The following is a 16018-nucleotide window of genomic DNA, read 5'->3' on the forward strand; positions in this document are numbered from 1 at the left end:
CGGGTCATAGAGCATAAATAGGGATAAGGAATTATGAAATTAAATTTTAGAGAAAAAGGTATACCAAAATGGATTCGTCATAGATTGTTGGTATTATTTCTTATATTTACAGGAGCACTGGTCGTTTTCCAGATCCTCCTGAATTTGGGCGAGGAAGAAAAAAAGGTCACGATGGCAGAAGCTACACTTCCTCTTGTTGGTGTGCAGACTTACGATCACACCATGGGGGAACTGCATGGCTACCGTACCCAGATGGACGCCTGCTATATGCGTGATGCCCTGATTCCGCTTGACTCCAAGCGAAAAATGGATCTGACCATCAACACCTATGGCTATGATGTGGACAGCGTCTCCTATGAAGTGCGCAGTCTGGATACCCAGCGCAAGATCGCAGACACCAAGGTTTCCGATTGGAACAAGGATGGCAATACCTGGACCAAATCTTTACGGATTGAAAATCTGGTGGATGAGGGGCAGGAATACCTCTTTATCCTAAAATTACACTGTAAGAGTGATGATCTTTACTATTATACCCGTATCACGCTGCCTGAGGAGACCTACGCCAAGAAGTGTCTGGAATTTACCGATAGTTTCCATAACGTGTCCATGAGCGACCAATACGAACTCCTGGCATCTTATATAGAGCCAGCAGACTATACAGACAAAAACGATCTGGGTAACGTCAATATCAATTCTTCCATCGATCAGATCGGCTGGCGTGGATTTGCAGGCAAACAGGTGGGCGATCCGCTGGTATCCTTTACCGACATCAACGACACCTACGCTTCCCTTGTCTATACCTACCAGATGGCTGAGGAGGCTGACGGCGCGACCAATTATTATAATGTAGAAGAATATTATAAAGTCCGCTATACCGACCAGCAGATCTACCTGCTGGATTATCAGCGCAGCATGGAGCAGATCATCGATACGGCATCTGTGAACGTGAGCGGCAATATCTTATCGGTCGGCGTGACCAGTGATACTACCGGGTACCTGTCCAATGAGACCGGCACGATCGTTAGTTTTGTGCAGTCCGGTCAACTCTTTGAATACAACCAGAACAAGCAGACCTTTACCAAAGTCTATGGCTTTATTGATGATCCGACAGATGCCAGACAAAGTTACGGACAGCACAATATCCGCATCTTAAATATTGATGAGACCGGAAATATGGACTTTGTTGTTTACGGCTATATGAACCGCGGTCAACACGAAGGCGAAAGCGGCATTGATCTCTACCATTATGACAGCATCAAGCAGGAAGCCATTGAACAGGTATTTATTGCGACCACACATTCTTATCAGATCTTAAACGCAGATTTCAGTGATCTGCTTTACGAAAATGCTGATGGTGACTTTTATATCATGATGGGCGGCACCCTTGCCAAAGTCGGTCTGGATGACCTGTCCACCAAGGAACTGATCACAAACCTGAAATCCGACCAGTATGCCGTGTCTTCCTCCGGCCGTTATGTAGCATGGATGACAGAAGATGATGTAGCAGACCAGATCTCCATCATGGATCTGGAAACAGAAAAAGTACGCACGATCGATGCTGCCAAGGGAACCAAGATCAAGCCACTGGCATTTATGACAGAAGACTTTGTATACGGGATTGCAAACGAAAGCGATATTTCAACAGATGCAGCCGGAAGTGCCGTCTATCCAATGGAAAAAGTCGAGATCATCGATACGTCCAGTGACAATTTCACACAGTTAAAAGAATATGCCAAGGACGGTATCTATGTGACCGGTGCGACCAAGTCCTCCTATACCCTTTATCTGGATCGCGTAACAAAACAGGATGGCACATATGTGACAACCACCCAGGATACTATAAAAGATACTGCAGGCGAGCAGAATAAGACGGTATCCCTGGTAAAGACTGCCAGCGATACGCAGGGGCTGGCTACAACCTATGTCATGGCAGATCTGGAAGATGGACAGTCTATCCATAGTCTGGCAGCCGGGGATGCAAGCCTGGCGACCATCAACGACACCAAGAGCATTTCTATTTCTACGACCGAGGAACAGGAAACCTACTTTGTGTATGTCGGCAACCGTGTTACTCTGACAACGCAGAACCTGAACAAAGCCATTATGGCTGCAGATGCGGATATGGGACTGGTCGTTGACAACCAGCAGCGCTATATCTGGAACCGTGGCAAGAAATCCTACGTCAACGCTTTCAACGACATTGAAGCCAGCGCATCCGACCGAAAGGCAAGCACATCCGCCGGCTGTATCAGCGCCATCCTGCAAAGCGAAGGCATCAGCGGCGAAGTACACGCTCTTTTAGACCGAGGCGAAACACCAATGTCCGTATTGCAGACTTCCCTCAAGGATAAACTGGTCTTAGACCTGACCGGATGTACCTTGAGCCAAGCATTGTATTATGTCAGTCAGGGAACGCCGGTCTATGCGAGAACCGGGGATGACGCCGCCCTGCTGATCATTGGCTATGATGCCGCCAATATCATCGTTTATCATTCCGATACCGATCAATACACCAAGATGTCGACAGACAATGCATCTCAGGTCTTTGAAAGCGCAGGAAATGTATTTATTAGTTATGTAGATTAAAAGAGAAGGTTTGGCAAATAAAAACTTTGTCAAACCTTCTTTGTATTTTATATATATTTACGATCGATATTGATTGCTATAAAGTACTCTTTGCCGATTTGCTCCGAGACTCTCTTTTGCAGTTGCACTGTGATCTCATGTTCTGTCATCTTGACCTGATAAGGCACGACCACATCAAAGACCAGATTCGTATGCGTATGTCCGAAAACAACTCGAAAATCGTGAATAGAAGCCTTTTCATTCCAGTCCTCCACGATCTTTTTTACCGACTCGCGTAACTGATCCAAACGAGGATCATCGGTCACTACCGGATCCATATGGATAACTGCCTCGCAATGCAATTCTTCTTTCAAAATGTGTTCTGTCCGATCGATCACATCATGCGAGATCATAACATCTACGCTTGCCGGAACTTCTGCATGTAGAGAGATCATAAGGCGTCCCGGTCCGTAATCATGTACCACAAGGTCATGCACACCTATGATTCCATCTTGCGCCATTACAATCTCCTCTATGCGATCAACAAAGCCTGCTTCCGGCGCCTGCCCTAAAAGTGGGTCTACGGTCTCCTTCCCGGCAGATAAACCTGCCCAGATAACGATCAGGCAACAATCAAGCCGCAATAACCATCAATATGTAAGGAACTGAATTCACAAAAGATCGTAGATACCAGGACAATAAAAGTTGCCAGAGTATCACTCATACTGTCAGTTGCCGTTGCTCTCATGGCAGCAGAATCCAATTTATCTGCCAAGGATCGATTATAATACGCCATATAGAGTTTTACAGCAATGGACACAAGCAGGATAATGATCACCAGCGGTGAAAAATCCATGTCTTGTGGATGGATAATCTTCTCTACAGAATCCCTCAAAAGTTCAAAGCCCATGATCACAATAATGGCTGATACCAATAGGCCTGACAGATATTCGAGTCTGCCATGTCCAAAAGGATGCTCGGGATCCGGATCCGCAGACGATAATTTAAAGCCAAGCAGAGTGATCACGGAAGACCCGGCATCAGATAAGTTATTAAAGGCATCTGCTGTGATCGCAATCGAATGGCTCATCAATCCTGCAAAAAATTTAATCCCAAAGAGCATGGCATTGAGCAGGATACCTACACAGCCACTCAGTATGCCATAACGTTCCCGCACATTTATATCTTCGTAGTTTTTATAATCTTTGATAAACATCTTTGCCAATAGTCTGACCATATATTTTCCTCTTTTCTATAGGATATGCCTGTTTATCCATCCTGCATCTCCTATTGCGTCGGTTGACTTTCTAATGAACTACTGCTATACTAACAAACGACAAAAAACAAATCAATACAAACTCTATGCTAGGGGTGCCTTTGGGGCTGAGAGATGTCTTGACATCGACCCTTATTACTTGAACCGGGTAATACCGGCGTAAGGAAGCTTAGTTCTTAACTGATCTCCTAGCATGTACAAATGAAGGGAGATTTTTTTATGAGTTTTTTTGTAACAGCAAACGCAGATGGTGCTTATGATCTCACCACTGCCGGCTACACCGCACTGATCTTAGTATTCATCGCACTTCTTCTTGTAGGTGCTGCTGTCTTTGGCACCAAGAAGAAGATGAGCACCAAGCAGTTGGTATTTTCCGCTATGGCGATCGCACTTGCCGTAGTTACCTCTATGATCAAATTATTTGACCTGCCTATGGGCGGCTCTGTCACACTCTTTTCCATGCTCTTTATCGTCCTGATCGGTTACTGGTATGGATTTGGCGGCGGTCTTACAGCAGCCCTGGCTTACGGTGTATTACAACTTCTGATCGATCCCTATATCCTGAGTTTCCCACAGATGCTGGTTGATTACATCTTAGCCTTTGGTGCTCTTGGTCTTGCAGGTCTTTTCCACAATTCCAAGCACGGGCTCATCAAGGGTTATATCGTCGCCGTATTAGGACGTTACTTCTTCGCTTTCCTGTCCGGCTGGATCTTCTTTGGCATGTATGCACCGGATACCTTCCCAAATGCCGTTGTTTACTCACTGGTTTACAATGGTTCTTATCTGGGAGCAGAGGCAATCATCACTTTGATCGTGATCGCTATCCCACCGGTTGCAAAGGCATTGGAAACCGTGAAAAAACAAGCCATTTCCTAATATGTTTTCTATAAAGACTCTGAAAAAAGAACTTCCCACAATATGGGAAGTTCTTTTGCTTGTGTTCTATTCTCTTAAAAGGCTGCAAAATATAAAATGCTGATATCAAATGCCAAAATACCATAATAATAAGTTGCCAGATTTAAATAGTGGATCTTGCCACGATTTTCCGGCTTACGGAACTTGTAAAAGTACAAAAAGATGATCGTAAAATCGGAGATAAAAAAGGCGATACCTCCAAAGCCGATCCAGCCGGAAGCAAGTCCCGGGCAGAGTGCCATATATTGTGTGCTCTTGGATAGCATGAGCGACAGAAAGACGCAATATATCGCTGCCGGAATCGCCAGTCTTCCCATGTGCAGATGCATCAGACGCTTCACAAAGAAGAAGGCTGCCAGCGATACGACCGGCAGGAAGATGTTCCACCATGTGAGCCTTGCATCTATACGGAAGAAGCAGATCAAAAATCCCATATGTGCCAGAAGAAAGACAATCATGCCTGCTAGCATATGCTTGCGCCTGCTCCTGATCTGGTATAGCCCCATAAAGAGATCTCCGACCGCACACAGAACCAATGGCACCAGCATCATATAAAAATACTGCATATGGTCGCTGACAAAGGCAAACATGACTGCGATCACAACAAAGGATACACTACACAACATCTTGACCGGTACATAGTATTTCTGCTTGTAGCGCGGCAAAGCCGCTACCAAAAGCCCGGCAAATTCCAGCGTATAGATTATTGTCACAATCCCTTGTGCCATCATTCTTGTAAACATGTTTATGATCTATCCTTATGATTCTGGCTTAAATATTTCATCTTGTTGAAACGGCTGTAAAGAATAACCCCAATACCACCGGCAAAGATTGCAATGCAAAGGAAGTATCTCGGATCAATACCATCTGCGGTCGTTGGTGTCGCATCTTTTGTATGGGATGCAGTGCCCCCGTTTGTCGCGCTCTTGATCACTCTGCCGTCTGCGGTTGTCACAGAACCGTCTGCGTGGGTAATGGATCCGTCCGGGTTCACAACATCGCCGTCGGAAGTACCATTATTGCTGCCGTTGTCTCCATTATTGGCACCATTGTTGTTGCCATTATTATCGCCGTTGGTGTTACCACCGTTATTATTGTTATTATTATCGTCATTATTGTCATCGTTGTTATCATCATCCTGGTTATCTCCCAAGACAACAAAGACAATATTGTTATCCTTAGCATACTTTTCTGCTGCGGAACCGGAAACACCATAAATAGTAGATGGTGTCCACGAACTCTGCGCCGCGATCGATGTCACGGATGCAGGGATGGTGATAGTCTCAACACCACTGTCAGTAAAAGCATTGGCTTCGATCGTGGTCACACTATTTGGAAGGGACACGGTAGAAATACCGGTGCAGTCCTGAAGCGCGCCTGTGCCGATCGTTGTCGTGCCTGCTGCTATCGCCAAAGAAGTCTTGCCTTCCGGAACTAACAAAAGGCGGGTCTTTGACGCATTGTATAAACATCCATCCGAAGATGCATAAGCACCATTGCCGGATGCCACTGAGATATTGGAAAGATTGCCGCATCCGCTGAAAGCATCCGTAGAAATACTGCTGACACTTGCCGGAATGCTGACAGAACTAAGCGATGCACATCCGTAAAAAGCATTGCTGCCGATCGAGGTTGCACTATCCGGGATCGTAACAGATCCAAGGGATAAGCACTCACGGAAGGTCTCTTCCGGGATCCCATTCAAAGAAGAACTGAGGGATACTGACGCAAGAGAAGTACATCCGCTAAATACACCTGTTCCCATACTGGTCACCGAACTCGGCATAACAACCGATGTAATGTCTTTTGATGCAAAGACTCCGGCATTGATTGTAGTCACACCATCCGGGATCGTAACGGCTCCGCCATTTCCCGTGTAATCTTCCAGAACTGTGCCATCATCACTCAGCACCAATCCGGATTCTGTCGCCTGGCTTGCATCTGAACTCTGACTGACGATCACCCAAACGGATAAGATCACAGACAGTGCGATCAGAAACCATCCAATTTTTGTACCTCTTTTCATTCTCTTATCTCCGTATAACTCTATTTCGAAATAAAAATCTACAACATCTAGTATATTATACACCTATTGTACTTGTTTGGCTACTACAAATAATCGTCCATCCTCGGTATAACTGTTACAGGTCGACAAGGTCAAAAGTTTATCCTGTAGTGTCAGACCATCCGCATTTCCATATACGGCAAGGGAATCTACATTTTGGATAAAATCTTCCAGATCCTGTGCGGAAGTCGAGGTGATGAAATCATAATAACGGTAAGCATCTTCATCCTGGTACTGGACTTTGGACAGCCCTACCGCAACGATCTCATAGGTTCTTTTCTCGTAGATGGTATTAAAATTGATGTATTTATGAGCATCCAGATAACCCTCTTGCAGATAATTTTTCAGCCCACCAAACATCATCCCGCTTTTCATGTTATGCCCATAGATAATGGTATTGATCGTCGGTTTTAAGATACTGCACCGCTCGTCCATGAAAATACTGCCGTTGGAGTTGGTCGCCTGGTCAAATCCATGGGTCAGATAGTAGGTGTTATCCTTCTGTACGACCGGATAATTGATCTCGGTATCGTCAATGGAGAGCCAGCCTACCATTTCCGGGTTCTGCTGTAAGAGTTCCGCATATTCTGGCAAAACACTTAAATTCTGCGTCTGATCTTCCTGATCGGATGACGTATCTCCATTTTCTATAGAAGTATCTTCCTTCTTGGCATCGTCATTTTTGGAAGCATTATCCTGACTCTTTGGTGTTTCCACCTGATCTGCCAGTTTCTGCATCTGCCTTGTCGTCACAATGTCCCGGATCTCAGCAATTCCAAACACAGCAAAAGAGACAAGTGCCAAGATAATAAATGCAACACCAAGTATCTTCTGGTATTTTACCTTGCCCTCTGCCTCTTCTACAACGGCTTTGTCCTCCAACAGATCTACGGACTTATCCGCAACGATATCTGCCAAATGCGCAAAAAACTGATCGCCGATCGGTGACTTGAATACGATCTTGCCGCTTCGAATGTCATTGTAAAGACGCACTGCCACCTCGGGATCCTGTATATTTAATTCTTTGTTGATACATTCGATCTTGCGAACATCTTCCTGACCATCACGATATTCGTGAAAGGTCTGGAAGGTGTATTCGCCGATCTTATATTTTCCTTGTTCCTGCATGAAATATTCCTACTTTATAGTGATCGCTATTGTCTTTGAGTAATCTCCATAAACATAAGAACCATCCACCGGCTTGTATGCACGTACCTTGTAATAGTAAGTCCTGTTGCTGCCTACCTTGGTATCGGTATAGGCACCCTTGCCATTTGGTACAACGGCGATCTTCTTGTAAGTACCGTCTGCACTTGAACTACGATAGATCTCATAACCTGCTACCGTGTTGCTGCGGTTCCATGTAAGCGTCGCACTTCTCTTTGCCGTTGATGTGCCGACAAGATCATTGGTAGACGCCACCTTGGTATAAGCCGTTACCGACTGCATTTCGCCATAGGTCGTATTTCCACCTGCGGTCACATAAGATCTCACATGGAAGGTATAGGTTGTTGAGTTCTTCAAGCCATTTGCCACAAAGGATGTAGCCGATGTTGAGCCGTACTTGGTACGATTGTCCTCACTGTAGATCTCATAACCGGTAGCCTTTCCGTTTTTCAACCATGAGATCTGAATACCTGTCTCACTGGCTGCCTGAGCCTTTAATCCTACCATGACCGGGGCGATGATATTGAATTTCAATACGCTGGTTCCTGTGTAGTTGCCAAGTCCCTGTACGGTTGCTGTAGCAACGCCAGGATTTACATTGTTGTTGTAAGTAACACTGTATTCTTTTCCCTGGATCAACTCTTTACCATCATACAACAAGGTTGCTTTTGGTTCAATGGCTTTTCCGGTGTAGGTATTCTTGTTCAACTGAATGATATTGCATGCGTTGATATTCTTTGGAATGATCTCATAAGTTGCCTGTAAGACTTCTTTATTGCCGGCAAGTTCTACCGGAATAAAGGCTGTGATCGTTCCGACCGCAATGCAATCATCATTTGTAACATCCGCAATATCGGTCGTCTCCGCCTCTTCTGCACTCATACGTCCATAGACGATCTGGTCTGCATCATAAGCCACCTGGTTGCCGCTCGGATCCTCGATGACAAAGTCCGGTCGGATCGCTTTTCCGGTGTAGGTGTACTGGTTTGCATAACCTTTGACACGAAGCAGTGACATATCTGCGCTGATGGTGTAAGCACATCTTGCACTATCACTATAGTAAGATACCAGCGGTGTGATAATGACATAACCGCCTGTCGTGTAATTGTCATCAGAATAGTAGTCTACCTTGTAATCTACATCCTGCTCCAATACGTTGCCGCCACATTCTACGGTAACCGGTGGCTCTACTGCCTTTCCGGTGTAAAACTGCGGTTCAATGGTGACAATGGCATCTTTTAAGGATGCTACAATGTCAAATTCCTCGGTCACCTGACCTGTGTAATTGCCCTTTGCTACGGCTGTTACCGTCGCATGACCAGCCTTGGTATTATCTGTCAGTTTCAGATCATAATCGACGCCTGCCACCAAGGTCCATACCGGATCCACACCATTGTCATAGATCACGGATACGTCCGGTGTGATAGCACTTCCGGTGTAGGTAACGCGTTTATCATTTAATACCAGTTTAAAGTCTGAAATATCTTTTGCCCCAATGATGAATGCCTGGCTCTTGGTCTCAGATCCCAATGCATAGTTGCCTTTCAGAGAAACCACAACAAATGCCGGACTGTTGATATTTCCGATATTCTCATTGTTGACATAAGTAATACTATAGTTGACCGGATCAATCTCTGTCTTTGTGGAGATCGCGGTATCATATACCTTTACGCCCGGTGTGATGGCACTACCGGTGTAAGTCGTCACATAATTGCCATCCTCGTCCTGTGGCAGGTCTAATACCACATTGATCTCGGATGCCTTTGCAACCTTTTGGTTGATGCGGTAATAAGTAAACGGCTTGCCATAGTAATTGCCAATTCCCTTGACCGCCAAGGTCTTTGTACCGGCGTTGACACTATCCTCAATGTCGATCATTTCATAATCGGTACCTTCCTGTAATAAAGTGCCGTCTGAAAGATAGACTGCATAGGTCGGTACGTGAGACTTACCGTCATAGGTAAATTCCTGCTGATCCTGTGCAATACGCACCTGTGCATCTGCGAGAGATTTTCCTATATTAAAGGTTGCTTCTCGGCTTTCTCCATAATTACCTTTACCAGTAATTTTCACAGTTGGTGCCGCATCTGCATCATCCTTTGACGCAGAGTTTGTATTATTTTTAAAGGTCACATCATAATCTGTTCCCTTCGTAAGTTCAACACCTCTTGTTGTATCTGTAACAACTAACTTCGGTTCTACTGCAGATCCGGTATAATCCATATCCGGAACGGATACCGTAATATCCTCTGCAGCAATGGATTTTGGTTCTACCGTAAAGGTAGGGTTCAAAGAGCCATAGAAGTTATCTTTTCCAACAATTGAAATATTGTACTTTCCTGCATCTCTGATGCCGTTGCCATAATTGATTGTATAGTCGATATCTTTCTGCAGGATATAAGTGGTACCATCACCAATTGGACAACTCACTTCTACTTCCGGTGTGATTACTTCACCTGTATAAATGACAGATGTCTTATCTAATTTTACGGTTCCACCGGCAAGATTTACCTTTGTTACTTCAAATTCGGCACTTCTTGTTCCCATGTAATTGCCCATACCGGTAAATGTCGCAGATGCTTTGCTGTCAACAGAAACCTGCTCATTGTTGGAAAGTGTATAAGTGTAATCCACGCCTTCCTGCAAGGTATGTCCGTTATAAGTCAGGCTCATCTGCGGAACTACCGGATGTCCCCCGGCATAACCGGTGTCTGAAACCTTAACATTAATGTCACTTGCAGAAAGATCTTTCTGTGTGATCGTAAAGTATTTTGTCACGGCACCATAATAACTTCCTGCACCACTGATGGTCACAGATGCGGTTCCTACATTGAGGTTCTCTGCATAACTTACATTATAGTCCTTGGTCAGTGTCAGTGTCTTGCCACCATAGGTCACAACTACATTTGGCTGGATGTAATCTCCGGTGTAAGTCGTAGTCAGACCGGACAACTGACCGTCTAAGGTAATGTTCATGCCCGGATCTGCCAGATTGATACCCTTGATCTCGAAGTTTACAACCTGATTGCCGATAGATGCGCCATCCATGCTATTGATAACCACGGATGCTGTACCCGCGTCGATATTATTGGTATAGGTAAGACTATAGTCAACGCCTTCCTGCAAGACTTTTCCTGCACATGTTACCTGTGGTATCGGCTTGACCTCGCTGCCGGTATAAGAATAGGTATCATTCAAACCGGTAACCGTCGCCTTGGACAGATTATAATAAATATTAAAACGTGCTGTCTTGGAGCCGGTATAGTAAGTATCTGTACCGGAAACCTGGCGGATCACAATACTACCACTATTCGTACCAACATCTACATTGTTGCCGTACTCTATGGTATAATCTTCGCCCTCTTCCAATACCTGTGAACCAAACTGGACGATCGGTGTCGGCTTGATCTGCTTTCCGGTATAGTCATACTGATCATTGACATTGATCACTTCCACATTTTTCAGATCTCCAACAACCCTGATCGGGATCGTCTGACTTCCGATGCAGTAGTTCTTTCCGACAAAGATCAGTTGTCCCTCACCCGGTCTGTCACAGTTATACTGCTGGATCTCATAATTGGAAGAATCCAGATACATGGTATTCATATTTCCCGAACTGTCTACATTAGACTGGTTCTGATAGGTAATGCTGATACCGGCATCGGAGAACTGTAAGGTTCCGTTTGCCTGTAAACTATAGGTGGTCTGATATCCGCCAATGGTAAACTGACTGGTATTGCTCAAATTACCAATGATATTAAATCGCGCCGTCAGGGTTCCGCTGTAAGCACCTATTCCTTCAATCGCAATGGTCGCTCTACCCGGATTGACATTGTTACTATAAGTCAATGTATAATCTGTATTTTCTTTTAATACCACATCCCCATACATAAGGGAAAGGCTTGGCGTGATCTTATCTCCGGTATACATCTGATCCGGGATCGCCTCTACTGTCACATTATCAGAAATACTCTTGGTAACAATAGAGAACTTCAAGTTGATCGTTCCGCTGTAGTTACCAATACCCACAATCATAACGGTAGGTGCATCTGCATCGCTCTTATCTGCAATGTTGATATTGTTCTTGTAGCCCTGTACCTTGTAATCCACATCCTGTTTCAAGACAGTTCCTGCGGTATTTGTGATTGTAATGCCACTGATATCCGGCTTGATCTCTTTTCCGGTGTATGTATAATCCGGCAGGGTGGTTGCGGACGGTGTACATGCGCTCAGGTCACTTGCCACGATCGTATAGGTCTGGCTCAGGGTTCCGCTGTAATGTCCGATACCCTTTGCCTGTACGGTATATGTACCAACATTTGGTCCTACCTCCGTCGCCGTGAACTGATAATCGGTCCCCTCAACCAACTGAATGGTCTTGCCGGATGCATTGTAGGTCACCTGGATCTGTGGTGTGATCTTATTTCCATCATAGACATACTCAAAGCCTGCCTCCGGATGGTTCGGATCAATGTTTGTAACGGTTACGGAAGACTCATTATCCAAAACAACCATGGTCACATAGTAGCGCTTGGTAATGGTTCCATAGTAATCGCCCTTACCTGTATAAGTAATAACAACGCATTCGGTAGATCCCATACCACCGGCCTCGGTCGTATAGGTGACGGTGTAATCGGTATCTTCTTCCAGATCTGTTTCCTTGCCGTCTGCATCCGTGTAGGTCAGTTTCGATACCGGTTTGATGCTGTTGCCATCTGTATCTCTGCCCCAATATGGTACATAGTAGTCCCCGGAAGATGCCGGTTTTAGGGTAGAGTCATCATAAGGGTTATGCAGTTCTACTGCTCCGTCCAGTGCCAGATTGCTTCCGATCGTATAGGTGATATTTCTGCTTCCGGTATAATTGCCAATACCTGTGATGGTTGCAATCTTTCCCTCGCCGGAAGTCTTACTGTCCTCACCTACGGATACAGTGTAATCGGTATCCTGTGTCAGAACCTTATTATTTAAGTTGGTGTTTACTACATTTACAACCGGCAGGCGATAGTCACCATTCTTAACCAGTTTCTGTGTATCTGTGATCGTAACACCGCTTGCTTCGGATGTAATGTCCTTTGGTGCGATCGTGTAGTAAATGGTCACGGTAGAGCCACCATAATTTCCTTTTCCGGTCACCACGATTGCCGGTGTCTTGGATGTGTTATTCTCATCATAACCTGCCGCGTTGATCGCATTCACGGAACTTGTCTTATAGTTTCCGCTCTTAGCGACTGTAGCGTCCCCATCCTTAACGGTCAGACTTGGCGAGATCGTTCTTCCTGTATATTCTGCAACATAGGTTGCCAGATAAGTATTCTCTGCAATCTGCTTGACCTCCTGTCCGCCCAGGATAAAGGTCAGATTTGAAAGCGACTTGGCAACAATGGAGAAATACTCGTCTCGTTCCTCCGTCAGGTTCTTCTCACCTGTGATGGTGATGGTTGCCTGACCAATGTTCTTATTATTACTGTAAGACAAGGAATAGTTTGCGTTTGAAATTTCACGCTTCGTTCCATCATCATCCTGATAATATAAGGTAATATCCGGTTTGATCTGATTTCCGGTATAAATCTGATCTGCGATCTTTTCCGGTTCTACAACCACATGACTATCTGTCAGACTCAGTTTTTGGATGGTAAAGGTAGCCTTTACACTACCGGTATAATTGCCAATACCATTTGCATAAACAGTTGCTGTTCCGGCATTGGTGTTATCCTCGTAGGAAAGTTCAAAATCCTGTCCTTCGACATAGGTCTTACCTATCTTGGTCAGAGTATATTCACCGGAAGATAAGGTAATCTCTTTTCCTGTATAGGTCTTCTTTGTAGAAACATTCAAAGTACCACTGATAGTCTGTGGCTTGATGGTAAAGGTCACGCGGATCTCTTTACCACTGTAATTGCCTGCACCCTTAATGACGGCAACCGCCTTCTGGTCATCTGTGCTTGCATTGATATTATTCTCATAGGAAACGGTATAGTCTGTTTTTGCTTTTAGCCAACTGCTGCCCATTTTTACGGAGACCGTTGGCTGGATCTCAGAACCTGTGTAGGTTGCTGTATAATCACTGGCATAACCATCATCATATGTGACGCTGTTATTTCCAATGCTGACAACCGCAGCCGTCTCAAAATCACCAAGGATCTGATACTGCTTTGTCACAGTACCCTGGAAGTTATTTCCGGCACCTGAGATTTCCACACTCATGGTACCAATGGCTGTATTCTTGCTATAGGTTACTGTATAATCCTGATCCTGAACCAGGGTATAAACAGAGTTGTCACGTGTTAAAGTAACTGTCATGACCGGCTCGATCTTCTTACCGGTATAGGCAAATGTAGTAGCAGCCACGCCATCGATGCTTGCCGTAATATCCAGTTTATCATCATCCTGTGCCTGCTCCAGATCACAACGGTTGATGTCAAAGCCTAAAACGATCGTTCCGGTATAGCCGTTTGCTTCCTTACCGGTGATGGTCACAGTTGCCCTGCCAACTTCTACATTGTTGGTATATTCAATATTACAATTATCGCCAAAGCCTTCGATCGCTTCGTTTGTTGTGGCATTCTTAAAGGTAACCGCCGGTTCCTTTGTCAAGCCGTCATAAGTATAAGAAGTCTGTGACAACTCAGCGCTTACGATCTGGCTGATATCAAACTTATTGTCAGATCCTGCCTTAATCTCATAATTATTGTAAATCTGTGCTCCTGTATAATTGCCAATACCGGTTACGGTAATATCGTACAGATAAACCAGTTGTCCGCTTTCTACCTGATTTCCTTTTAATACTGCTTCTGCTGTATAGTCCGTTCCAAAAGTAAGAGTCTTGCCCTCATCGGAATAGATACCGTTAGTGACCGTGTTGGATGCAATATCTACACTAAACTGTGCACCCGCATCCTTGGGCAGAGCCTTTGTACCGATCGTATAGGTCAGTTCCTTGCTATAGCCTGCATAATCACCAATACCTGTGATCTTTGCGACTGCTTCCCCTGCGCTGGTACTGCCATTATAGGTCACATTATACTGACTTCCCTGTGTTAAAACTGTACTACCGCATTTTACAGTAACTGCCGGTTCTACCGCTTCTCCTGTATAAGTATAAGTTCCTTCTGCGATGGATGCCTCTAAGATATTAACTTTGATACTTGCAGTACTGCTTGTTCCGACTGCTGATACTGTCACATTTCCGCTGCCACTGGTCACATCGGCATTAAGAGAAATCGTTCCATCTGCATTTACCGTAAATGGCGCACCTGCATCTACCGTATAGATAAGTGTACGTTTCAAGGCTGGTGAAAGGCTTGCCTGAACCGCTGTCTGTGTGTCCGTTGCGTCTATGGCGATGGTAGATTGACCGGCAGTGACAGTGGTGTTATCTGAAACTGCATCCGCGCCTACATCAGAAAGCCCGGTCTCTATCATACCGTCACGTCCATCCCAGGCGCTTTCATAATAATAGCCGCTACCGGATGCCGTATAGTAATAGATAGCATCGCTGACACTGGTGAAGTTAAAGACAACCGCATAGGTCTCACCGGAAGATAAATAAATTCCCGCTCCGCTCAGATCCAGAGAAAGTTCTCTTGCAGATGCGCTCTCCGATGTTCCATCCATATGCTGCTGGGCACTGGTATAGCGTAAGACTCCACTGGTCGGATCACTGGCATCTGCCAGATTTTGATAGACCGAAACGGTATAATCTACGCTCTGCGCCACATCCATGTCCACTTTCATGGCTGCACGATCCAGCCTCTGATAATCTTTTGTCGCGCTGCCAATCTGTGCATATTGTCCTTCTTCCAGCAATGTTTCGCCAATATTTGACGTGTAGTCCGCGAACAGATTGCTTCCGATCGACAGTGTCGAGACAACCATCAGCGCCGCCAGCACTCCTGCTAAAATTCTTTTCTTTACATCCTTGTACATACTCATAGAGCCCCTTTCACCAAGTTCTTCTCTATTTTTCACGCCCATCCAAGGGCATAGTTAGACTTATTCTATTTCCATATCGACCTATCCTATTC

The 16018-nt window shown here is 45.1% G+C and carries 8 protein-coding genes and 1 riboswitch; of the genes, 2 read left to right on the forward strand and 6 right to left on the reverse strand.

Annotated elements, in window-relative coordinates; translation table 11 throughout:
- Window positions 1–33: 33 nt before the first annotated feature.
- Entirely contained in the window at window positions 34–2586 is a 2553-nt protein-coding gene (locus DW996_RS08770) for a hypothetical protein (protein ID WP_147403548.1), read from the forward strand.
- 47 nt (window positions 2587–2633) lie between these two features.
- Here the strand turns inward: DW996_RS08770 and DW996_RS14330 are convergent, their stop codons facing one another.
- Both DW996_RS14330 and DW996_RS14335 read right to left on the reverse strand, forming a co-directional pair.
- Complete coding sequence (locus tag DW996_RS14330) at window positions 2634–3086, reverse strand: cation transporter dimerization domain-containing protein (protein ID WP_334294520.1); 453 nt, start codon at window positions 3084–3086, stop codon at window positions 2634–2636.
- A 101-nt stretch (window positions 3087–3187) separates the two neighbouring features.
- Complete coding sequence (locus DW996_RS14335; protein WP_330428870.1) at window positions 3188–3802, reverse strand: cation diffusion facilitator family transporter; 615 nt, start codon at window positions 3800–3802, stop codon at window positions 3188–3190.
- A 120-nt stretch (window positions 3803–3922) separates the two neighbouring features.
- Window positions 3923–4024, forward strand: a riboswitch (TPP riboswitch).
- Window positions 4025–4060: 36 nt separating this feature from the next.
- Between DW996_RS14335 and thiT the strand changes: the two genes are divergently transcribed.
- A complete protein-coding gene (gene thiT / locus DW996_RS08780) occupies window positions 4061–4720 on the forward strand; it encodes an energy-coupled thiamine transporter ThiT (protein WP_118535452.1) in 660 nt (219 codons plus the stop codon).
- A gap of 74 nt (window positions 4721–4794) precedes the next feature.
- Here the strand turns inward: thiT and DW996_RS08785 are convergent, their stop codons facing one another.
- From DW996_RS08785 to DW996_RS08800, 4 genes are all read right to left on the reverse strand, one after another.
- The gene (locus DW996_RS08785) at window positions 4795–5502 is read right to left on the reverse strand and encodes a lysoplasmalogenase family protein (protein ID WP_118535453.1); all 708 of its coding nucleotides are present in this window, start codon (window positions 5500–5502) and stop codon (window positions 4795–4797) included.
- A gap of 2 nt (window positions 5503–5504) precedes the next feature.
- Window positions 5505–6785, reverse strand: a complete 1281-nt coding sequence (locus tag DW996_RS08790; RefSeq protein ID WP_118281458.1) for a leucine-rich repeat domain-containing protein — start codon at window positions 6783–6785, stop codon at window positions 5505–5507.
- Between the two features lie 63 nt (window positions 6786–6848).
- Window positions 6849–7952, reverse strand: coding sequence for a class B sortase (locus DW996_RS08795; protein WP_118535454.1), 1104 nt, complete (start codon window positions 7950–7952; stop codon window positions 6849–6851).
- A gap of 9 nt (window positions 7953–7961) precedes the next feature.
- Window positions 7962–15926 carry a fibronectin type III domain-containing protein gene (locus DW996_RS08800; protein WP_147403549.1) on the reverse strand — a complete coding sequence of 2655 codons (7965 nt, stop codon included), beginning with the start codon at window positions 15924–15926 and terminating at the stop codon, window positions 7962–7964.
- Window positions 15927–16018 lie beyond the last annotated feature (92 nt).

It is taken from the genome of Roseburia sp. AM51-8, assembly GCF_003478275.1.
Taxonomy (GTDB): Bacteria; Bacillota; Clostridia; order Lachnospirales; family Lachnospiraceae; genus Pararoseburia; species Pararoseburia lenta.

What these genes read in the sequence shown, in the direction of transcription:
- DW996_RS08770 (WP_147403548.1), top strand. Translation starts at nt 34, where the DNA reads ATGAAATTAAATTTTAGAGAAAAAGGTATACCAAAATGGATTCGTCAT.
- DW996_RS14330 (WP_334294520.1), bottom strand. Translation starts at nt 3,086, where the DNA reads ATGGCGCAAGATGGAATCATAGGTGTGCATGACCTTGTGGTACATGAT.
- DW996_RS14335 (WP_330428870.1), bottom strand. Translation starts at nt 3,802, where the DNA reads ATGGTCAGACTATTGGCAAAGATGTTTATCAAAGATTATAAAAACTAC.
- thiT (WP_118535452.1), top strand. Translation starts at nt 4,061, where the DNA reads ATGAGTTTTTTTGTAACAGCAAACGCAGATGGTGCTTATGATCTCACC.
- DW996_RS08785 (WP_118535453.1), bottom strand. Translation starts at nt 5,502, where the DNA reads ATGTTTACAAGAATGATGGCACAAGGGATTGTGACAATAATCTATACG.
- DW996_RS08790 (WP_118281458.1), bottom strand. Translation starts at nt 6,785, where the DNA reads ATGAAAAGAGGTACAAAAATTGGATGGTTTCTGATCGCACTGTCTGTG.
- DW996_RS08795 (WP_118535454.1), bottom strand. Translation starts at nt 7,952, where the DNA reads ATGCAGGAACAAGGAAAATATAAGATCGGCGAATACACCTTCCAGACC.
- DW996_RS08800 (WP_147403549.1), bottom strand. Translation starts at nt 15,926, where the DNA reads ATGAGTATGTACAAGGATGTAAAGAAAAGAATTTTAGCAGGAGTGCTG.